At 70.7% G+C, this 21,179-nt stretch carries 18 protein-coding genes; 7 read left to right on the forward strand and 11 right to left on the reverse strand.

Translation table 11 applies throughout. From position 1 onward, the window contains the following. Positions 1 to 119 precede the first annotated feature (119 nt). Positions 120 to 1,337: a S8 family peptidase gene (locus F4553_RS10145; protein WP_184834798.1), complete on the reverse strand. Its 1,218-nt coding sequence runs from the start codon at positions 1,335 to 1,337 to the stop codon at positions 120 to 122. 94 nt (positions 1,338 to 1,431) lie between these two features. After that, positions 1,432 to 1,878, reverse strand: a complete 447-nt coding sequence (locus tag F4553_RS10150) for a helix-turn-helix domain-containing protein (protein WP_184834799.1) — start codon at positions 1,876 to 1,878, stop codon at positions 1,432 to 1,434. 48 nt (positions 1,879 to 1,926) lie between these two features. On the opposite strand from F4553_RS10150, the gene F4553_RS10155 reads away from it, so the two are divergent. Both F4553_RS10155 and F4553_RS42335 read left to right on the forward strand, forming a co-directional pair. Further along, positions 1,927 to 3,129 carry an MFS transporter gene (locus tag F4553_RS10155; protein WP_184834802.1) on the forward strand — a complete coding sequence of 401 codons (1,203 nt, stop codon included), beginning with the start codon at positions 1,927 to 1,929 and terminating at the stop codon, positions 3,127 to 3,129. 43 nt (positions 3,130 to 3,172) lie between these two features. Then, positions 3,173 to 4,897, forward strand: coding sequence for a TIR domain-containing protein (locus F4553_RS42335; RefSeq protein ID WP_184834804.1), 1,725 nt, complete (start codon positions 3,173 to 3,175; stop codon positions 4,895 to 4,897). A gap of 62 nt (positions 4,898 to 4,959) precedes the next feature. Here F4553_RS42335 and F4553_RS10165 read toward each other — a convergent pair whose 3' ends face one another. Both F4553_RS10165 and F4553_RS10170 read right to left on the reverse strand, forming a co-directional pair. Continuing rightward, positions 4,960 to 5,421 carry a helix-turn-helix domain-containing protein gene (locus F4553_RS10165; RefSeq protein ID WP_184834806.1) on the reverse strand — a complete coding sequence of 154 codons (462 nt, stop codon included), beginning with the start codon at positions 5,419 to 5,421 and terminating at the stop codon, positions 4,960 to 4,962. 100 nt (positions 5,422 to 5,521) lie between these two features. Further along, complete coding sequence (locus tag F4553_RS10170) at positions 5,522 to 6,841, reverse strand: hypothetical protein (protein WP_221469842.1); 1,320 nt, start codon at positions 6,839 to 6,841, stop codon at positions 5,522 to 5,524. A gap of 504 nt (positions 6,842 to 7,345) precedes the next feature. Between F4553_RS10170 and F4553_RS10175 the strand changes: the two genes are divergently transcribed. Together F4553_RS10175 and F4553_RS10180 are read left to right on the forward strand one after the other, a co-directional pair. Next, entirely contained in the window at positions 7,346 to 7,738 is a 393-nt protein-coding gene (locus tag F4553_RS10175; protein WP_184834810.1) for an SH3 domain-containing protein, read from the forward strand. A gap of 177 nt (positions 7,739 to 7,915) precedes the next feature. Further along, a complete protein-coding gene (locus F4553_RS10180) occupies positions 7,916 to 9,211 on the forward strand; it encodes a cryptochrome/photolyase family protein (protein ID WP_184834813.1) in 1,296 nt (431 codons plus the stop codon). A gap of 91 nt (positions 9,212 to 9,302) precedes the next feature. Here the strand turns inward: F4553_RS10180 and F4553_RS10185 are convergent, their stop codons facing one another. Then, positions 9,303 to 10,655, reverse strand: coding sequence for a trypsin-like serine protease (locus F4553_RS10185; protein WP_184840575.1), 1,353 nt, complete (start codon positions 10,653 to 10,655; stop codon positions 9,303 to 9,305). A 226-nt stretch (positions 10,656 to 10,881) separates the two neighbouring features. Here F4553_RS10185 and F4553_RS10190 point away from each other — a divergent pair, with 226 nt between their 5' ends. Next, positions 10,882 to 11,577 carry a Crp/Fnr family transcriptional regulator gene (locus tag F4553_RS10190; protein ID WP_184834815.1) on the forward strand — a complete coding sequence of 232 codons (696 nt, stop codon included), beginning with the start codon at positions 10,882 to 10,884 and terminating at the stop codon, positions 11,575 to 11,577. Between the two features lie 43 nt (positions 11,578 to 11,620). Continuing rightward, positions 11,621 to 12,880, forward strand: a complete 1,260-nt coding sequence (locus F4553_RS10195; protein WP_184834817.1) for a hypothetical protein — start codon at positions 11,621 to 11,623, stop codon at positions 12,878 to 12,880. A gap of 12 nt (positions 12,881 to 12,892) precedes the next feature. Here F4553_RS10195 and F4553_RS10200 read toward each other — a convergent pair whose 3' ends face one another. The 6 genes from F4553_RS10200 to F4553_RS10225 all read right to left on the reverse strand — a co-directional run bounded on the left by F4553_RS10200 (position 12,893) and on the right by F4553_RS10225 (position 20,217). Further along, the gene (locus tag F4553_RS10200; RefSeq protein WP_184834819.1) at positions 12,893 to 13,294 is read right to left on the reverse strand and encodes a hypothetical protein; all 402 of its coding nucleotides are present in this window, start codon (positions 13,292 to 13,294) and stop codon (positions 12,893 to 12,895) included. 353 nt (positions 13,295 to 13,647) lie between these two features. Continuing rightward, positions 13,648 to 14,640 (reverse strand): Mov34/MPN/PAD-1 family protein, encoded by a 993-nt coding sequence (locus F4553_RS10205; protein ID WP_184834821.1) that lies wholly within the window; start codon positions 14,638 to 14,640, stop codon positions 13,648 to 13,650. A 40-nt stretch (positions 14,641 to 14,680) separates the two neighbouring features. Continuing rightward, positions 14,681 to 14,854, reverse strand: coding sequence for a hypothetical protein (locus F4553_RS10210; protein ID WP_184834823.1), 174 nt, complete (start codon positions 14,852 to 14,854; stop codon positions 14,681 to 14,683). Between the two features lie 167 nt (positions 14,855 to 15,021). After that, positions 15,022 to 15,204: a hypothetical protein gene (locus tag F4553_RS10215; RefSeq protein ID WP_184834826.1), complete on the reverse strand. Its 183-nt coding sequence runs from the start codon at positions 15,202 to 15,204 to the stop codon at positions 15,022 to 15,024. A 155-nt stretch (positions 15,205 to 15,359) separates the two neighbouring features. After that, entirely contained in the window at positions 15,360 to 18,377 is a 3,018-nt protein-coding gene (locus F4553_RS10220) for an AfsR/SARP family transcriptional regulator (protein ID WP_246466756.1), read from the reverse strand. Between the two features lie 79 nt (positions 18,378 to 18,456). Then, positions 18,457 to 20,217 (reverse strand): ABC transporter ATP-binding protein, encoded by a 1,761-nt coding sequence (locus tag F4553_RS10225; protein WP_184834830.1) that lies wholly within the window; start codon positions 20,215 to 20,217, stop codon positions 18,457 to 18,459. Between the two features lie 48 nt (positions 20,218 to 20,265). Between F4553_RS10225 and F4553_RS10230 the strand changes: the two genes are divergently transcribed. Then, positions 20,266 to 21,120, forward strand: coding sequence for an NAD-dependent epimerase/dehydratase family protein (locus F4553_RS10230; protein ID WP_221469843.1), 855 nt, complete (start codon positions 20,266 to 20,268; stop codon positions 21,118 to 21,120). Positions 21,121 to 21,179: the final 59 nt, after the last annotated feature.

Consider the following 21,179-nt stretch of genomic DNA (forward strand, 5'->3'; position numbering starts at 1 on the left):
TGGCACGACCGGCCTCGGTACGTCGCCTCTCGGCACGTTCCGCGGCCCTCGGCACGTTTCGCAGCAAAGCGTGGCCTCCCGTAGGCGGGAGGCCACGCTTTGCTGCGAAACGGAGCGGGTTAGACGGGGACGAAGCCTGCGAAGAGCAGCAGGTTCGGCGAGCCCACGCCGGGGTTGATCACCACATTGGGGGTGGCGTTGTTGACCAGGGCGAGCGCCGTCTGGTCGGCGTTGTCAGCCGGGAACCGCCAGCGCCACAGCGCCGCGACGCCGGCCGCGTGCGGCGACGCCATCGAGGTGCCCGAGAGCGTGGCGTAGGCGTTGTCGGCGGTGCCGTACGCGGAGTAGATGCCCTGGCCGGGGGCGAAGAGGTCGAGGCACGGTCCGAAGTTGGAGAAGGTGGCCCGAGCGTCGGTGTTGGTGGTCGCGCCGACCGTGGTGGCCCTCGGTACCCGGGCCGGGGAGAAGCCGCACGCGTTGAGGTTGGAGTTGCCCGCCGCGACCGAGTAGTGCACGTTCGCGGTGATCGAGTTGGTCACCGCGGTGTCCAGCGGCGGGAAGGCGCTGCCGCCGAGGCTCATGTTGGCCACGCTCGGCGGCGCCGGGGAGAGGATCTGCTGCAGCGTGACCCAGTTGACCCCGGCGATGACGCCGGCGGCCGTACCCGAGCCCGCGCAGTTGAGCACCCGGACCGAGATGAGCTTGACCTGCTTCGCCACGCCGACCGTCTTGCCGCCGACCGTGCCGGCGACGTGGGTGCCGTGACCGTTGCAGTCGGCACCGGTGCCGCCGAACGCGTCGAAGCCGGGGACCGCGCGCCCGCCGAACTCGACGTGGGTGTAGCGGATGCCGGTGTCGATGATGTAGGCCCGGACGCCGGGTGCGGTGTTGGCGTAGTGGTACTTGTTGTCCAGCGGCAGGGAGCGCTCGTCGATCCGGTCCAGGCCCCACGACGGGGTCGGCGTCTGCACGCTGACCTGCGTCGTCACCTCCTGGTCCTGGGCGACGTACTCCACCAGCGGGTCGGCCGCGACCCGCGCCGCGGTGGCGTCGTCGGCCGCGATGGCGAAGCCCCGCAGGGCGGTGCCGTACTCGAAGGTCGTGCGCAGGTTGTACTTCGCCTTCAGCTCGTCGCTCGTATTCGACGGCGACGAGTCCTTGAAGACGACGATGTAGCTGCCGGGGACCGCGCCGGGCGACTCGGCGTAGAGCACCTTGCCCAGCGTGGTGTTCGCGCTCGCCACAGGCAGCGACGATTGGGCGGGTACGCCGGTCAGACCCACCGCGGCGGCGATACCCACCACGATGACGAGCCGACGGATTGAACGATTGTTCATTGGCCATCCTTCGGTTGATGTGACGGTGCGGCGGGTGCGCACATCTCACCGGTGGACGGTTGGCTTTCGGTTGCGGTTCGGTTGGGGTGCGGCGTCAGGATCGGTTGATCAGGATGATCGCGTCCAGGATGCGGTGCCAGTCCAGCTCGCCGAGCGGCCGGTCTGCGGTCGCGGCGACGGCCGCCATCGCGCCGAGCAGCTTCTGGCGCTGGTCGAGCAGCGCTGTGCCGCCCGCTTCGGCGAGGCGGCCGGCCTCAGCGGCGAAGCGCGCCGTTCTGGCGTACGCCACCAGGGTTTCTGGAAGCGCGACCGGCTCGACCGGAGCATCGTCGGCGACGAGCTCGACGGCGAGCCGGGCGCCGAGGGCCTCGGCGAGCGCGGCGAGGGCTGCGACCGTGGGATTGCCGCGACCGTTCTCCAGATTGGCGATGTAGGGCACGGAGAGTCCGGCCTCGACGGCGACCGAGGCGATCGTGCGCCCGGCGGCCGTGCGGCGGGCCCGCAGCCGCCGCCCCAGCTCCGCCGTGGATTCTGTTCTCACAAAACAAATCTTGCCACAGATTGTTCTGTCGGAATAGAGTCGCCGACCATGCGCGTCCCTCAGAACCGCGACTTCCGTCTGCTGTGGACCGGCGGCGTCATCTCCGGCCTCGGCTCCTGGCTGCTCATCATCGCCGTGCCTGTGCAGGTCTTCCGCCTCACCGGTTCGCCGCTCGCCACCGGGCTGACGGTCGCCGTCGAATCGCTGCCCGCGATGCTGCTCGGGCCCTGGGCCGGCGTCCTCGTCGACCACTGGAACCGGCGGCGCATCATCGTCGGCGCCAACCTCGCCAGCGCCGCCGGGGTCGGTCTGATCCTGCTCGGCGACACCCCGGCCCGCGTCGGCTTCATCTGGGCCGGGCTGCTGCTGGAGGCGGTCGCCGTCGTCCTCCTGCAACCCGCGACGCGCAGCATCGTCCCCGCCATCCTCGGAACCGGCGACGACCTCGTCACCGCGAACGCCGTCTCGGCCTTCACCGGCGGCGCGATGCGGCTCATCGGTCCCCCGCTCGGCACCGCCCTACTCGCCTGGGGCGGCATCGGGCTCGTCGCCTGGCTCGACGCGGCGACCTACCTCGTCGCCGCCGGGCTCACCTGCCTCGTCCGCGTCGCCGATCCCCCACGACCGGCGCTCGTCCTGCGCGAGGTCCCCCGGCACCTGGTCGACGGGCTCCGCCATCTGCGCCGGTCCCGGCTGCTGCGCGGGATGCTCGCCGCGAGCTGGGTCTACTGGGCGGCCAACGCCGCGCTGACCGCGCTGCTCGTCCCCTTCGTCGTGCAGCGGCTCGGGCGCGACGGCGGCGACCTGGGCTACGTCATCGCCGGGCTGGGATGCGGCTTCCTCGTCGGGTCGGCGGTCAGCGGGCGACTCATCGGCCCGTACTCGACGCAGGCGGTTCTGACCTGGTCCTATGGGCTGGTCGGGCTCGCGTTCCTGCTGCTGTTCAACGCGCCGACGCTGTGGGTGGCGGTGCTGGGAGCCGCGGCGGCGGGAGTGCCGGGGTCGGTGGCGATGGTCGCGACCCAGCACCGGATCCAGGTGGCGGCTCCGGAGGAGGTGCTGGGGCGGGTGGGCGCGGTCTTCTACGCCAGCGACGCCACGGCCGCCGTCGCCGGCGCCTTGATCGCCCCACTGGTCGTCGCCGTAAGCGGCCTCTCGACCGGGCTCAACGCGGTCAGCGTCCTCGTCATCGCGGTCGCGCCGATGACGCTGTTCCTGCTCCGCGACCCCGCCGGTGCGGAGAGTCGGTAGGCTATCCAGAGATCGACCTGTCTCACCACCATGGGGTGTCTCCGTGTCGTATGTCTTCCTCTCCTACGGCCACGGCGACGCAGCCGACTACGTCGAACGGCTCGCCGGATGGCTGGGCGAGGCCGGCGTGCCGATCTGGTACGACAAGGAGATCATCTCGGGTCACCGCTGGTCACGCGTCATCCAGCAGCGGATCGAGGGCTGCTCCGCGTTCATCGTCGTCATGACGCCGCAGGCGGACCAGTCGGAGTGGGTGGAGCGGGAGCTCACCCTCGCCGAGAGCCTGGGCAAACCGGTGCTGCCGATGCTGCTCGCCGGTCGGCCGTTCTTCCGGCTCGGCAACCGGCAGTTCGAGGATGTCACCGATACGGCGCTGCCCGGCTCGGCATTCCTCGCCACCGTCCGCAGCCTGGCCGGGGTCACTCCCCCGGCCCCGCTGACCGTCCTCGGGGCCGCCGAACCGCCGCCCGTGCAAACCGCCGAACCGGTGCCCGTGCAAACCGCCGAACCGGTGCCCGTGCAAACCGCTGAACCGCTGTCCCTGCGGTCCGGTGAACCGCTGTCCTCCGCGCGGACAGGTGAACCGCGGCAACGGCAGCCGTCGCCCGGCCGGCCGCGGCTCGGCACCCGGCGCGTCCGGCTCCTGGCCCTCACCGCGTCCGCGGTCGCCGTCGTGCTGGTCGGGTCGCTGCTCGTGCGGCAGTTCGGCCGGGAGAGCGACAAGCCGTCCGCGCCGCCGGACACCGCAGCCCACGGCACGACTCCGGCCCTCGCCATCAGCCCGGACGGTCGCCTCCTCTACGTCGCCATCACCCGCATGCACATCACCGGAGGGACCCGAACCCTCACGACCGGCAGCCTGGTCGCCGTCAACACACAGGCCGGGACCGTCATCCCGAACTCCCACGCCGAAAACGGCGGGAATGGCATGTCGATCACCAGCGCACCGGACGACGCCGCGATCACGGCGGACGGCAAGCGGCTCTACCTCGGCCGCTTCACCGACCCGTTCCTGATCCGGATCACCGCGCTGGTCCCGGAGCCGAGAGGTATCGGGCGAGGGGTGGACCTCGGCACCACTGCCGACCCGGTCGAGGGGGTCCGCAGCGTGGCGTTGAGCCCGGACGGCAAGCGCGCCTACCTGGCCGACGAGCCGACCGCCACCGTCTCCGTGGTCGACACGGTGACGGAGAAGCAGGTCGGCAATCCGATCACCGTCGGCCGGGCGCCGCGCGACCTGGTCATGAACCCGACCGGCACGCGGCTCTTCGCCGCCGGTTCGGCCGCCTCCACGGTCAGCGTCGTCGACACCGCGACCAACGAGGTCATCGCCGCCCCCGCCGTCGGCCGCGGCCCGCGCGGGCTGTTCATCAGGGGAGACGGGCGCCGGCTCTACGTCGCCAACGCCGAGGCGGGCGGAGTCTCGATCATCGACACCGGCGACAACACGGTGGTGACGCAGTTCCCTGCGGCCTGCGGAGCGCATCCGATCGCGGTGGCGGTCTCCGACCAGGGCAACCGGCTGCACACCATCTGCGAGGACTCCGACGTGGTCGGCGTCCAGGATGCCGGGAGCGGGGCGGCTCTCGGATCTCCCACCGCCCGGACCACGCGCCCGGCGAGGTCGATGCTGCTCAGCCCCGACGGGAAGCGGCTGTATGTGGCGGTCGTGGAGGCGAAGACGGTCACCATCACGATGATCGACACCACCACCAACACCGCAGTGATGGACCCCATCGTCGCCGACACCTGGCTCGTCGACGGTTAGTCGGCCACTCTTCGTGCCGAACCCGGGTGCTGCCATCGGCCAATGTGCGTCACACCCGTGACTCAGATGAATCCGAGTTCCTCATCCAGGGCTGTCAGGTCATTCGCCGCGCGCAGCGTGCGCGCGTCATCTGCACGCTGGTAATCCATCAGGGACTTGAGTTCTATCCGTCGGTGGCTGCCCACCATTCGGTACCGGATCTCACCAGCGTCGAGCAGCCCGATCAAGAACGGCCGCGACACGTTCAACAGGTCGGCTGCCTGCTGGCTCGTCAGCTCGGATTCCATCGGCAGCACCGCCACACCATGCCCCTCGGCGAGGTGCGACAGGACTCGGGCCAGCAGAACGACGGCCTCCCGAGGGACCGACAACTCGTCGTGGGGCGAATCGGCCACCACGATGTGGACCTCTTGCGGACCGTCCGGATGGTTGCGCAGGTAGGAGCGAACTCGATCTAGCGCCTGAGAGGCGACCTCGATAACACGAGCACTCGGCGGTTCAGCATTCAGCGGGATGGCGGTCACGTCGACCTCACTTGTTTGCGGTGCTAACCGAAATAATCATAACATCCGCAATAACCGAAACAACGGCGGTCGCCGACCTGCGGGAAGGGAGGCGGGAGCCCTAGATGGAGCTCGGCTGGATGTGCCTGGGGTGGTTGAGCCACCAGTAGGCGGCGATCCGGGCCGGTGCAGCGAGCCGCGAGTCGTCCTTGATCCGCCGCAGTACGCCCTGCTGGCGGGCGATCCCCGCCGCGTAGGCGACGGCGCGGGCGTTGCCGGCGCCGGCCGGGGTCGCGATCATGCCGCAGAGATCGTTCCAGAACGCGGTCGGCATCCGAGTATCGCTCGGCACGTGGGCGACCGACCAGATGGCGGCGTCGCGGACCGGGGCGGCCACGGTGGGATCCAGGATCAGCTCCTGTACCGCCTCCCGGCCGAGGTGATCACCGACAGCGGTGAGCGACTGGACCAGGTGCGACGCGAGCACGACGTCCGCGCGGCTGACCGGCGTGCGCAGCTCGGCGGTGATCACTCGCCCGGCCGATCGGCGGTACGGCGTGGCGGCGAGCATCCGTGCGGCGATCACACGGCGCGAGAAGTGCGGGTGCAGCAGGGCTTCCTCGACGAGCCAGGAGAGCATGAGATCGTCACCGGGTTGATGATCCGGAACGCATGCGGCGATCATCCGGGTGATCCGATCGACCAGCGGCTGATGCTGCCGGCTCGTCCGGCCGCTGGTATAGACACTGTGCACCAGCTCATCGCGGGCGATGGCGGGTGCCAGCGCCCGCCGCAGGCTGGTCTCGATGTGCGGTGTCCGCCTGAGCAGGTCGGCGGCCGCCATGCGCGCCGGGACGAGACGCTCCTGGGTGAGCAGCGCGGCAGCCTCCCTGGTCAGGATTGCCCGATCAGCCGGCGAGAAGTGCCCGCGAGTGACCTTCTCCGCGGCGGTCCACCAGGCGGCCTGCCGCGCCTGTTCGTTGATCGGCCGGACGATGGCGTTGATCACGTGCCGGGCGGCCAGGCGGCCGCCCGCGGCCTCCAGGATCGTCATCGGCTCGTTGAACACCTGGTTGGTGGGGTCGCTCACCACCGCGGCGCAGACGGCGATCAAGTCCGGTGCGAAGGCGCGGTTGCGCAGCAGCCGGTGTGCCGCCTCGTTGCGGTTGATCCAGCCCTGCCCGTCCGAGATGAGCAGCTCCCGGAGCAGGCGATCGGTGACGGCCGGGATGTGCGGTTTGATCGCTCGGCCCTTGGCCACGACGAGGCCGCAGCTCAAGGCATCCCAGTCGTTTCCCGTCATGAGCTCCGTGCTGAGTGCTTTCTCCAGCAACTCGTCCACGACCACGGGATCACTGACGGGGCGGGCCATCACCCGCTTTCCGCCGCCGCTATGAATTTCACGATAGATGAGATCCGCGGTGGCGGTCAGAATGGCCATCGGTAGGCCAAGCAATTCCTCATACCGGCGGATGACCGCATAACCGGGAGGGTCGACGCCCCGCTCCCATCGCGATATCTGCGCGCGATCCGCACTCCTCGTGGAACCTCCACCAAGGAATGCTCGGGAGAATTCCCGGGTTCGGTGCATTCCATGACTCGAGTCCAACAGCCGGTTGGCTCTCAGCAGCCATGCGACGCGCTGGACCCGACCCGGACCATCCGGACCGAAGCTGGTGACGGCAGGGGAGACAGGCCTGCCCCGCATTCGCGGCTCGTCCATGCTTCGAGGCTATGCGTTATCAATTGATCAGTGGCGATATTCGCGGGGGTTGCATGTTGCCAAAAGTTCAACAATTCCCATCGCGGGTGTACAGGCACGTCGCGAGAACACGCTCCTGCCGCCTGCGGACAGATGCGGCCGAACCTTCAACAAAAGCCTTGTGCCCGCAGCATTTGCCTACCTTCGAAGTAGAGCCAACCCCACCTATCGACGGAGGTAGCAATGCTCACCGAACTCAGGTCACCGACGTCTGCGAGGCGTCCGGTCGCCCGCCTCGTCGCGGCGCTGATGATCGTCGCGGCCGGTGCGATGGCACCGTTCGCCCTCAGCGAGCCGGCCGCCGCGGCCGCCTGCAACATCTGGCCCGGCACCAACGAGAACCGCCCCGGGGCCTTCCTCGGCGCCGGAGTGAACATCCGGACCGGTCCGGGCACCAACTGCGTCGTTCTCGGCGCGGGCTACACCAACCACAGCGTCACCTACCGCTGCTGGACCTGGGGCGACAACGTCAACGGCACCTCCTCCTGGACGCTGCTGAGGGACAACTCCACCGGCGTCACCGGCTGGGTGAACGACAGCCTGCTCAGCAACTTCGGCTCCCAGCAGTTCTGCTAGCCCGGGGACCAGGGCGGCGGCGGATCGGGCGACCGACCCGCCGCCGCTCCACGGGGTTGCCGGACTCGGCCACATGCCCGACTTCGCCGTGGTGGCCGCGACCGCGCCCGCACGATCGGAGCGGGCGACGGGCCGTGTCGAGGGCGACATCGGCGGACGGTGCCCTAGCGTGGGGGTGTGCGTACCGCCATCGTGTTGTTCACCCGCGACCTGCGGGTGCGCGACAACCCCGCGCTGCATGCCGCCGTGGCCGCCGCCGACCGCGTCGTGCCGCTCTTCGTCGCCGACCCCGGCCTGCGCGTGCACCCGCACCGGCAGCGCTTCCTCGCCGAGTGCCTCGCCGACCTGCGCGAATCGCTCCGCCAGCGGGGCGGCGACCTGGTCGTGCGCCGAGGCGATCCGGTGGCCGAGGCGGTGAAGCTCGCCAGGCAGGTCGGCGCGTTCGGCATCGCCGCCTCCGCCGACGTCAGCGTCTATGCCCGGCGGCGCGAGCGGCGCCTCACCGACGCCTGCGCGGCTGAAGGGATCTCGCTGCGGCTGCACCCCGGGGTGACGATCGTCGAGCCGGGCGCGGTGCGTCCGTCGACGGGCGGCGACCACTACAAGGTCTTCACGCCCTACTGGCGGGCCTGGCAGCAGGTCACGCCCCGCGAGCGCGCCGCGACGCCGCGCACGATCGCCCTCCCCGACGGCGTCACCGGCGCCGATCCGCTCACCGTGCTCGGGCCGGTCCCGGCCGCGAACCCGCAGGCCGCGCGGGGCGGCGAGGCCGAGGCGCTGCGGCGCCTGAAGAGCTTCGATCCATCGGGGTACGCCGACCAGCACGACGACCTGCCCGGTGACGCGACATCGCGCCTGAGTTCCTACCTGCACTTCGGCTGCGTCTCCCCGCAGGCGGTCGCCTCCACGGTGGAGAACGAGGCGTTCGTCCGGCAGCTGTGCTGGCGGGACTTCTACCACCAGGTGCTGCACTCGTTCGGCGATCTGCCGTCGAAGGCCTACCGGACCGGTGCGGTCGAGGACTGGCGCACCGACGAGCACGCGCTGGACGCCTGGCGGGAGGGGCAGACCGGCATCCCGATCGTCGACGCCGGGATGCGGCAGCTCGCGGCCGAGGGGTTCATGCACAACCGGGCCCGGATGATCACCGCTTCCTATCTGACCAAGCAGCTCGGGCTGGACTGGCGTGACGGTGCGGCGCACTTCATGCACCTGCTCACCGACGCCGATGTCGCCAACAACTTCGGCAACTGGCAGTGGATCGCGGGGACCGGCAACGACACGAAGCCCTACCGGCGGTTCAATCCCCTGCGCCAGGCTGAGCGCTTCGACCCGGACGGCGACTACGTCCGGCGCTACATCCCGGAGCTCGCCGGTGTCGAGGGCAAGGCCGTGCACCGCCCGTGGCTGCTGAGCGGCGGCCTCTTAGGCACCGTCGACTACGCGAAGCCGCTGATCGACCCGCCCCAGTGAGCAGGATCGCCGCAACTCTTCAAGAGTTGGTGCCTCAGGCCGCCGGGCCTTAGGACCAACTCTTGAAGAGTTGCGGCGATCTCGCGCGGACCTAGAGGGTCAGGGTCCAGGAGTTGATGTAGCCGGTGTCAGCGGTCGCCGCGTCCTGCACCTTCAGCCGCCACGTGCCGTTGCGGGCCTCGCTGGAGAGGTTCACGGTGTAGGTCGTGTCGATGTTGTCCGCGCTGCCACCGGTCCGGTTGGCCAGGACGTAGGTGCTGCCGTCCGGCGCCACCAGGGAGACGATGAGGTCACCCTTGTAGGTGTGGACGATGTGCACCTCGACCGTGCTCGTCGCGGAGGCGTTGCCGCTGCAGCCGGCCACGGTGACGTTGCTGTAGACGGTCGTGTTGTCCGGGATGGAGACATCGGTGCCGTTGGTGACCGCACCGCAGCCGCCGACCGCGTTGACCACCCAGGTGAACGTCGCGGTTCCGCTGGCGCCAGCGGCGTCGGTCGCCTTGACCGTCACGGTGTAGGTGCCGACGGTGGTCGGGGTACCGGTGATCTGGCCGGTGCTGGCGTTAATCGAGGTGCCCGGCGGGAGGCCGGTCGCCGACCAGGTGTAGGGCGTGGTGCCGCCGGTGGCGGAGCTGTTGACCGTCACCGCGGTGCCGACGACCGTGCTCTGGTTGCCGGGCCCGGTCACCGAGACGCCGCCGGGGGCGCCGCCGAGCGAGACCGCCGCGTTGTAGATGTCGGTGGAGAAGTAGCGCACCTCGGAGTAGACGCCGGGCTGCTGCGGCCGCGCGCAGCCGTTGCCCCAGCTCGTGATGCCGACCTGGACCCACTCGTTGGCGGCGTTGCGCTTGAACATCGGGCCGCCCGAGTCACCCTGGCAGGTGTCGGTGCCGCCGGCGGACCAGTTGCCCGCGCAGATCTCCTCGTTGGGGATCAGGCCGGAGTAGCCGCTCGCGCTCGCGCACTGGGTGTCGGTGATGAACGGTACGTCGGCCTTGAGCAGGTAGCGCTGCTGCGCACCGCCCTCCGTCGCCGCACCCCAGCCGGCCACCGTGAAGGTGCCGCTGTGCAGCGACGTGTCGGTGGCGATCTTCAGCAGCGGGCCGCTGATCGGGCTGGACAGGCGGATCAGCGCCCAGTCCTTGCCGTCGCCGTTGTAGCCGGGCGCCCGGTAGACGTAGTTGGAGGTGCGGGTGATCCGGGCCGGGTCCTGCAGGTCGACCGCGCCGTAGGTGGCGGTGATCGAGGTGTTGTTGCCGGTGGCGCCGACGCAGTGCGCCGCGGTGAGCACGAGGCTCGGCGTGTAGAGCGCGCCGCCGCAGCCCATCGAGAGCCGGACCATCCACGGGAATTCGCCCTGCGCCGCCCTGACGCCGCCGACCACCTGCGGGGTGACCCCGCCGTCACTCGCCTGGCCGGGGTTTCCCGCCCCGATCGCGCCCATCGTCGCCGCGAGCAGCGCGATCACGCCGACCCGCAACGCCGTCCGTAGTGTGTGTCTCACAGATCCTCCCAAGGTCTGCCGGGTGAGGTTGCTCGTGGCAGCCCTCACTCATGAGTTCCTTGGAAGGTAGCGGCTCCAGTGATGCATCACAATATGTCAATTTAGTAGATTGATGTGTCCTGCTCCGTCGTCATATACTCCTCTCTCTCCTTCGAGGGGCGACGCTATGAGACGACGACAGCCGGACCGGCGACCGTGGCCGGCGGACAGCTTCCTCGCGGAACTCGCCCCCGACGATCTCGAAGCGCTCATCGCCGCGGGCACCACCCGTGTCTACGACCGCCAGGCGGTGCTGATCGCCGAGGGCGCCACCGATACCGAGGCACACCTGCTGCTCACCGGCTGCGTCCGGGTGGAGGGCCACACGTCGGCCGGATCCAGCACCCTGCTCGCCATCCGCATCGGCGGCGACATCGTCGGCGAGCTCGCGGCACTGCACGGCAACCCGCGCTCCACGACGGTCGTCGCCGTCACGCGTACGTCGGTGCGGGTCATCGACGGGCTGCGGTTCCGGGAGATCGTCAACGCCCGCCCGGCGATCGCGGCGGCCATCCAGCGGACCGTCAGCACCAAGCTGCTCGCCGCCACCCGCTACCGCATCGACGTGGGCTCCTCCTCCGTGCTCGCCCGGGTGGCGCGGGTCCTGCTGCACCTCGGCGAGGTCTACGGGCGGACCACCTCGCCGGGCACCCTGATCGACCTGCCGCTGAGCCAGCGCGACCTGTCGTCGCTGGTCGGCGCCGCCGAGCCTAGCGTCTACCGGGCCATCACCGACCTGCGCCGCATGGGGGCGCTCACCACCGGGTACCGCCGGATCGTCATCACCGACCACGCCCGGCTCCACAAGACCGCAGACTCCTGAACGTGGCCACTTCTCGTCGGCTCCGGCTGATAGAAATATCGCTATGAATCCGTGGCTGATCGATCAGGTGGTCACCGATCCCGCGGCCATCGCGTCCTCGGCGGAGTGGGTCGCGGGGCTCGGCCCCCGCGGTGATCAGTTCGATCCCACGGTCCCGACATACGCGGTGCGGGTGCGGGAGATCGCGCTGCGGGAGCGGACCTGGCTACAGCTCCTGCGCGGGCCCGACGTGCGGATCGACATCCTGGCGATCCCGGGCAACCTCGCCTGGCACGAGATCAGCGACGGCGCGATCACCGCGCGATTCCCCGGCGTCGGCGGCGGCCGGCGGCTCCCCCTCGACGACCGGGGACTGCTCGCCTATTACGGCCAGCCGCAGCACTTCCTCTCCTTCGCCATGATCGCCTCATCGGACCGGCCCGGCACCGCCGACCTCCGGGATCTGCTGCGCCAGGACATCCACGCCGAGCGGCTCGCGACGGCCCGCGCCGCGTTCGCCGACGCGTCGACCGGCGACCCCGCGTCGCTCAGCGCAGCGCTGACGGCGGCGAAGTCGGCGACCGAGATCGCCTACCAGGCGGTGCGCTCGACCGGTGGCGCCGTCATCGGCGTCTACCGCGGCGACCGGCTGGAGTACCCCGATCTGTTCGGCCTCGGCCGCAACCCCGCCGACCACGACTCCTACGACCAGGGCGGCTTCTCGCTCTGGTACGAGGTGGTCGAGACCGCGCCGCAGGAGCCGGTCGGGCTGCAGAACCGGATGGTGATCGTCGCCGACGTCGCCGGCTACAGCCCTCGCCCCGAACCGCTGCAGGAGGAGATCCAGCACCGGCTGCACCGGCTGATGGCGCAGGTGGTCGCGGATCTGAAAGTACGCGAGGCCGGGGTGCAGCGGCAGCCCACGGGTGACGGCGTCAACGTGGTCCTGCCCGCGGACATCGACCACAGCACGGTCCTGCCGGTGCTGCTGCGCACGATGAAGACCCGGCTGGCCTACGACAACGCCGGGCACGACGACCAGATGCGGGTCCGCCTCGCGGTCCACATCGGAATGGTGCGCGTGGCGCCGCTGGGCTTCACCGGTGGCGGACTGGTCACCGCGAGCCGGTTGGTCGACAGCCTCGCACTGCGCACGGTGCTGCAGACGCGGCCGGAGCTGGAGCTGGCGGCGATCGTCTCCGACGTGGTGCACCACGATGTGGCGATACACGGATTCGCTGGTCTCGACCCGGCCGGATTCGAGGGCGCCGACGTGACCGTGAAGACGTTCCAGGGCAAGGGCTGGATCTGGGTCGCGGAGTGACTCGGGGCCGGGTCACTGCTCCCGGCGATAGAGGCGCAGCGCGACGGAGAGCTCCCCGGCGAGGACCGCGGTGCTCACCTGCCGGGGCAGCTCCGCCCAGCCCACGGCGGACTCCGCCTCGATCCGCCGGAACGTGCCGTCGGCTTCGGTGACGATCACCTCGATCGACCTGGTCGCCGGCTGCCGAGCGGCCGGCACCTCGTAGACGACCCGCAGGTGCACCAGCACCGTGGTCAGCCAGGACACCACGGCCGGCTCCCGGCGCACCCGCCTGCGCAGCGGTTCGCCGCAGAGCTCGTAGGTCGCGGCGAGGGTGGCCGGGAAGTCCAGCCCGAGCTGCTCGGCGAGAATGCCCGCGATGGTGTGGATGACGCTCTCCCGCTCGGTCGGCGCGGTCCCCGCCGAATCGGTCATGAGCGCAGCCGCAACCCCTGTCTCGTCCCGCATCAGGCGCCCGGCGAGTAGGCGAGTCGCGACATTGGAAGCTCCATTTCCCCACGCCTCCCGATAGGCAGACCGGCGGCCATTCTTGCTGCTCACAGCAAGAGTACGGATGTACGAGCCCACAACCTTGCACGAACCTTGCAGGCGGCTCGGAGGCCCTTGAAGGCCCGGATCAGGCACCGTACCGTCGAAATTACAAATAGCTTTCCGCACCCCCGCGAATAGCCATTGAGTACCATTCGGAGGTCGTCGTGGAATCACATTCATGAGAGAGGGGGAGCGGCACAGGACCGGTGCCACTCCCCCTCCCCGATCCGGGCGGGCTACCTCTGCGGGACCTCCGCCGAGCCGTCCCGCCCGTCGCGATCGGCGACGCTGCTCAGCAGCTCGCTCACGACCGCCAGGCAGCGCCGAGGCGAGTTGTCCCCGCCGCAGTCGACGACCAGATCCGCGCCACCGGCTCGCAACCGGGCCGGTGAGGTGGGGAAGTCGAGCGGGAAGCTCAGCTCCCACGCCTCGTCGCCGGCGGTGAGGTGATAGGTCAGCGACAGTCCGGTGAGGACCAGCCTGCTGTCCGGGAAGCAGCGGCGCAGCTCGGCGTCGAAGACACGCAGGAAGCTCGAGCCCCACGGGCTGGCGTGCCAGCCGTCGGGCACCCGGCGAGCGGCGGTGCCGCCCGACTGGCCGGCCCGGTGGTCCGCACGCTCGACATGCCAGGCCGACCCCGCGCCGGCCGGGTCGGCGATGATGCGGTCGCGGCGGGCCGAGGCGGCGATGGGGCTCTCCCCCGGCAGCACGACGAACTGCCCCGCGCTGAACCCGCGCCGGTCCCGGTCGAAGAGGTAGGCGTGCAGGGTCACGACGAGGTCGTTTCCAGCCTGGCGCCGGACCGGTCCCCGGACCTCGGGCCGGCTGACCCGGCGGCGCGCGCCGACCTCGTCGACCCGGATGTTGGCGATGCAGACGAGGAAGCGCTGGAAACCGTTGGCCTGCAGCGTTCGGTAGACGGTCGACGCGTCGCCGCCGCTGGGCTCGGCGAGGTTGAGCCCGTGGTGCGAGTGCCAGTCCCCGATGTGCTGCAGCCCGTGCCGTGCCTGCAGCGCTCTGCCCCGCTCGCTCAGGTAGCGCACGTCCTGGAAGAACGCGGCGGTCTCGTGCCGCGCCTGCGGCCCGGGCCCGAGGGTGAGCTGCACCGCCGGGGAGCCGCTGTGCGTCCAGAACCCGAAGAGGTCGCCCCCGGTCTCGCGGTCCGGGTACTCCAGCACCCAGTCGGCGATCTCCTCCAGATCCTGCTCGTAGACCATCACCCGGAACACGCCGCCACCACCTCGGCCAGGGTGGGCTGCAGCAGGTCGCTCATCGGAAATACCCGCTCACGGCGGCATCGGTCGCGATCGTGTCGTCGGGCTGCGGCTCCCCGGTGACGACGAGCAGGCCGCTGCGCGTATCGAAGACCAGCTCCTGGCCCGCCCCGCCCGCCACGTCCCGCAGGGTCGAATCCACCCCCGCCGGTCTGATGCTGTCTGACATCCGCGCTCCTCCTGAACCGCCGGCGGCCGGGCCGCTCGGGCAGCCCGGCCGATGGCTTCCTCCGTCAAGGATCGGACACCCGGACCGCCGGTTCTGAAGCGAACCTTGAATGGGCACGTAGAAGCGCTGCCGTGGCCATTCGGCCACGGCAGCGCGGGTCAGGTGGATCAGGCGTTACGCGGCGGGGCCGGCGAGCTGACCGGGGTCGTGTCGTAGGCGTTGATCGGGACCGTCGCGGGCACCCGGTCCTGCTCGGTCCCGGTGTGCTGCGCGTTGGCGGTGAGGTAGCCCGCGGCGGTCGTCACGATCAGCGCGGCGACGACGGCTGCCCGGCGGTATGTCTGCTGCATTTCCATGTCCTTCCTCCGGCCCCCGCTGGGGGCGCTGAACTTGCCTGGACATAGAAAACCCGAGGTGGGGGTACACGAACCACTGCACACGATCGAATCTGCGCAGACTTCGGCCACCGCGATGGTCCGGGAAGCGACACAGGGCGCCGTGAGCCTCAGGCCAGGCGGGCCAGCAGCGCCGTCAGCCGATCGGGGTCGGGCAGGCCCAGCGCCGCGAAGATCGCCTGCGCTGCTGCGGCCTGGTGCCGGACGAGTTCGGGATCCTCACCGCTCGCCCGGTGCGCGGCGGCGAGTCCGGCGTACGCCCGGCCCAGCTCGCGCTGATCACCGGAGGACTCGGCGAAACGCATCGCCTCGGCGTGCCGGGACCGGGCGTGGTCGGCGTGGCCGCAGTCCATCAGCGCCTCACCGAGGTTGTTGAGCACCTCGATCTCGTTGCGGCGGTCGCCGATCTCCCGGAACCGGGTCAGCGCCTCCTCGTGCAGCTCCACCGCCCGGTAGTGCTGGCCGAGCAGGCCCTGCGCGGTGCCGAGGTTGGTCATCGCCGTCGCCTCGCCCACCCGGTCGCCGAGCTTGCGGAAGGCGTCGCCCGCCATGCCGTGCAGCCGCACCGCCACGTCCAGCTCCCCTCGGCGCTGATGCACGCCGGCGAGACTGCCCCAGGCCCGGGCGAGCGCGTCACCGCTGCGCAGCTCCTCGCAGATCGCCTGCGCCGCGCGGTACTGCAGCATCGCCTTGTCGAGATCGTTCATCGACTCGTGGATCGCGCCGAGGTTGGTGAGGGTGCGGGCCTGGCCGATCCGGTCGTCGATCCGGGCGAGCAGCTCCAGGGCGTAGAGCTGCTGGCCGATCGCGTCCTCGTTGGCCCCCTGCCGCCAGGAGATCCGGCCCAGGGTGCCCAGCGCGCGAGCCAGCCCCAGATCGTCGCCCCGCTCGGTGAACAGGTCCACGCTGCGCCCCAGCAGCTGCTTCGCCTCCTCGAAGTCGGCGAACCGGGTCAGGGTCGACCCGAGCTGGAGCAGGGCCTCCGCCTCGCCGGCGCGGTCCCCCAGCGCCTCGGCCGTCCGCAGGGCCGCGCGGTTGAGGGTGAGCGCGTCGGTGAGGAACCCGCCGTGGTCGAGGTAGCGGAAGAGCACCACGGCGAGCTTCAGCAGGTACTCCGGGCGGCCGTGCTCCTCGGCGTGGACCGTGGTGGCGAGCAGGCTGGTGCGCTCGCCGTCGAGCCAGGCGAGCGCGGACGCGGGGTCGGGCAGCGGCGGGCGCGCCAGGTCCGGGAGGTCGACGCGGGGGCGCCGCTCCCGCTCGTCGGGCATGAGCACGTCCATCGCCGCCGAGGCGGTCGAGAGGTAGTAGCCGAGCACCGATGTGATCGCCTCGTCGCGATCGGCGGGACCGTCGGTCGATTCGACGAGCTGTGCGGCGTAGAGCGCCATGAGGTTGTGCATGGCGTAGCGCTCGTGCGCGATCGGCCGGATCAGGTTGGCCTCCGCGAGCTCCCTGAGCAGCAGGTTCGCCCGCGCCGGCTCGATGCCGCCGAGCGCCGCCGCGGCGTAGGGCGTGACGCCGTCGCCGGGGTGCAGGCTGAGCAGGCGGAACAGTCGCGCGGGCTCCTGGGGCAGCGCGTCGTAGGACCAGCGGAAGACCTCCTGCACCGCCGTGGTGGAGTCGGCGTCGGCGTCGAGCGCGGAGAGCACCGAGGACCGGTCGGTCAGCTCCGCCGCCAGAGCCGAGAGCTCCTGCCCGGCCCGCAGGGCCAGGCCCGCGCCGGCGAGGGTGATCGCCAGCGGCAGACCGCCGCAGCAGCGGGCGATCTGCTGGAGGAACTCGACATCCGCGGACTCCCGGGCCGGGCGGATGTATTCGCGCAGCAGCTCGACGGAGTCGTCGAGGTTGAGCAGGCCGAGGTTGAGGGCGAGGCCCTGGTTGCGGGCGACGAGCCCGCCTAGGCGGCGGCGGCTCGTCACGATCACCAGCGACCCGGGCGCGGTCGGCATCAGCTGCGCGACCTGCTCGGCCGCGGCGACGTTGTCGAGCAGGACGAGCACCGGGCGGCGCTCGGCGAGGGTGCGGTAGAGGGCGCGCTTGGCGAGGGTGTCCGGCGGGATCCGGGCCGGCGCGACACCGAGGGCGGTGAGGAACTCGTCGAGGACCTGCCCGGTCTCCGCCGTCCCGGCCGGGCCGAACGCCCCGAGGTCGGCTTGCAGGCACCCGCCGGGGTAGCGGCCCTTGATCCGGTGCGCCCAGCCCACGGCGAGGGTGGTCTTGCCGACGCCGGGCGGGCCGAAGATCCCGACCAGCCGCACCGAGTTGCGGCTGCCCCGCTGGTCGGCCTCGAAGATCCCGTTGAGCTGGCCCAGCTCGGTGCCCCGCCCGACGATCGAACCGAGCGCCGGGACCAGGGTCGACGGCGCGACCGGTGCCGCGGCGGCCGGCGCGCCGAGCGTCAGGCTCGGGTCCTGGTGCAGCATCCGCAGGTGCAGCGACTGCAGCAGCGGCGAGGGCTGCCGGGCCTCCTGCGCGAGCAGCCGCTTGGTCAGCTTCCGGTAGTGGGCCAGGGCCTGCCCGACATCCCCGGCCCGGTAGAGCGCGACCATGTACTGCTCGGCGAGGCGCTCGTTGGTGAAGTGCCGGGTGACCAGGCCCCGGATCACGTCGAGCAGCTCGACGTGCAGGCCCGCGTCCAGCCAGGCGCGGTTGCGCGACAGGCACGCCTCGAACCACTGCTGGCGCAGGGTCGCGCCGTGCTCGCGCAGCCACAGGCTGTCGGTACGCGCGAACGGAACCCCCCGCCACAGCTCCAGCGCGTCGTCGAGCATGTGCCGCGCCGCCTCGCCGTACCGGGTCGCCTGCCGCATCAGGTGCCCGAACAGGTGCACGTCGACGAGCAGCGGATCCACGTCGATCGTGTAGCCGTCGCCGGTCTTGCGGACACCCACCCCGAGCGGCTTGAGCTTGTCGCGGATGCGGGAGATGTAGACGTGGACCAGCGACGCCGCGGGCGGCGTATCGCCCCAGACCCGGCTCAGCAGATCCTCGATGGACACCGCCTCGCCGGCCGAGAGGAGCAGCACGGCGAGGACCGCCTGGAGCTTCGTCGGCCCGCCGTCCACCTCGACCTCACCGGAACGGATCTGCATGGCTCCCAGCAGCCGAAACACCGGTTCCTCTGGCATCGTCACGAGTACATGGTGCAGAGTGTCCAGTCGGCAGACAAGGCTCATAGGACCTATCCGGGCCGATCGGTCCGAGCGGTCACACCAGTTGGGCCGCCTGGAGCCGCGCGTAGGCGCCGTTCGCCGTCACGAGGTCGTCGTGCGGGCCGACCTCCTCGATCCGGCCGTCGCGCATCACCACGATCCGGTCGGCGTTGCGGATCGTGGAGAGGCGGTGCGCGACGACGAAGACCGTGCGGCCCCGCACCAGCCGCTCCAGCGCCTCCTGGATCAGCCGCTCCGAGTGGGTGTCCAGCGCCGAGGTCGCCTCGTCGAGGATGAGCACCCGGGGGTCGCGGATCAGCGCCCGGGCGATCGCGAGCCGCTGCCGCTGCCCGCCGGACAGGCGCGCGCCCCGGTCGCCGACGACGGTCGCCTCGCCCTCCGGAAGCGCGTCGACGAACTCCAGCGCGTTGGCATCGGCGAGCGCCTGGCGGACCCGCTCCGGCGAGACGTCGGTCATGCCGTAGGTGACGTTCTCGGTGATGCTGCCCTCGAACAGGATCGGCTCCTGCGGCACGATCGACAGGCTGGTGCGGTAACTGCGCAGGTCCAGCTCCTCCATGTCGCGCCCGTCGAGCAGGATCCGGCCGCTGGTCGGGCGCAGGAAGCCGATGACGAGGTTGAGCACGGTCGACTTGCCCGCGCCGGAGGGGCCGACGAAGGCGATCCGCTCGCCGGGGGCCACGCTCAGGGTGAAGTCGCGCACGGCCTGGACGGTGTCGTAGGCGTACCCGACGCCGTGGAAGTCGATCGCACCGCGGACCTGGTCGACCGTCGCGCGCCCGGCGTTGCGCTCCAGGTCGGGGGCTTGCAGCACCTCGCCGACGGACCGGACCGACTCGAGTCCCTTCATGATCTGCGGACCGAGGTTCATCAGCATGATCACCGATGTGGTGAGGCTGCCGAAATAGGCGCTGAGCATGACCACGTCGCCCGCGGTGATCGGCGCCCAGCCGTAGTAGGCGACCAGGGCCGACCCGGCGAGGCAGGCGACGCCGATCATGTTGAGCGACATCCACGACAGCGCGCCGAAGCGGCCGTTGACGAGGTCGACCCGCAGCCCCGCGTCGAGGACCCGGCTCAGCGTGCCGTCGACCCGGCGCATCGCCGCCCGCTCCAGGCCGTGCGCGCGGGTGATCGGGATCAGCGTCGTCATCTCCGAGACCCGGGTGGAGAGCTGCTCCACCTCGCGGCGCAGCACCTCGTTGTCGGTGCGCATGCGGTTGCGCAGCTTCATCGCCAGCAGCGCCGCGCACGGCACCAGGACGAGGAAGACCGGCAGGAAGACGGGTACGCGCACCGCGATCACCACGAGGCCGCCGACGAGCATCATCGTGGCGGCAAGCCCCATGTCCCCGGCCTGCTGCACCATCGTCTCGATGCTCTCCACATCGCGGATGACCTTGTTCTGCAGGACGCCCGCGCTCATCCGGGTGTGGTAGCCGATGGAGAGCTGCTGCATCCGGCCGACCAGGGCCGAGCGCAGACCGGTGCCCATCCGGCGGACCGCCGTCGACAGGCAGCGGACGAAGAGCACGTGGAAGGGGTAGTTCAGGGCCAGCGCGGCGAGGAGCAGCAGTGTGTTGAGCCAGAGCTCGCCGATCGGCCGGTGCTGCACGACCACGTCGATCACATTGGCCGTGACCAGGGGCAACAACCAGGTCGGGCTGTGCTTGACCGCGAAGGCCACGACCGCCAGCGCGAGTCGCGCCTTGTCGTCGGCGAGCAGATACGCGACGGTACGCACGGGGTGCTCGCCCGAGTAGCGGCGGTCCATGGGATTAACGTGGGCGGACATGACCTCGATCATGGTGTGATCAACGTGGCTTGGCGAGAGGATTACCGCATGATGCGCGTCGCAGTGACCGGTGGCAGCGGCAAGTTGGGCCGTGCCGTCGTGGACGAACTGGTCAGCCACGGCCACCAGGTGACCAACCTGGACATCGTGGCGCCTCGGGAGCAGCGGTGCCCGTACACCAGGATTGATCTGACCGACTTCGGGCAGGTGGTGGAGGCGCTGACCGCGATCGACGCCCGGCACGACGGCCTGGACGCGCTGGTGCACCTGGCGGCGATCCCCGGACCCGGCGCCGCCGCCAACGCGGCGACCTTCCACAACAACGTCACCAGCAGCTACAACGTCTTCTCCGCGGCACGCCTGGCCGGGATCAAGAACGTCGTGTGGGCGTCGAGCGAGACCCTGCTCGGGCTGCCGCTGGAGATCCCGCCGGTGGCGATCCCGATCGACGAGGAGCAGGACGCCCGGCCGGAGACGGCCTATTCGCTGGCGAAGCTGGTGGACGAGACGATGGCGGCGCAGTTCTGCCGCTGGGATCCGGCGCTGAAGATGGTCGGGCTGCGGTTCTCCAACGTGATGGAGCCGCACGACTACGCGCAGTTCCCCGGCTTCGACGCCGACCCGTCGGTGCGCAAGTGGAACCTCTGGGGCTACATCGACGCCCGCGACGGGGCCCAGGCGGTCCGCAAGGCGCTGGACTACCAGGCCACGGGCCTGGAGGTCTTCATCATCGCCAACGCCGACACGGTGATGAGCCGCCCGTCGGCGGAGCTGGCGGCGGAGGTCTTCCCCGGCGTGCCGATCAGCCGCGAGATCACCGGTACGCAGACGCTGCTCAGCATCGACAAGGCCCGCCGGCTGCTGGGTTACGAGCCGCAGCACTCCTGGCGCGGCCACGCCTGAGTCACGTTTTGCAGCACAGCGTGGCCTCGCTTCGCGATGAGGCCACGCTTTGCTGCAAA

It is taken from the genome of Allocatelliglobosispora scoriae, from assembly GCF_014204945.1.
Classification (GTDB): domain Bacteria; phylum Actinomycetota; class Actinomycetes; order Mycobacteriales; family Micromonosporaceae; genus Allocatelliglobosispora; species Allocatelliglobosispora scoriae.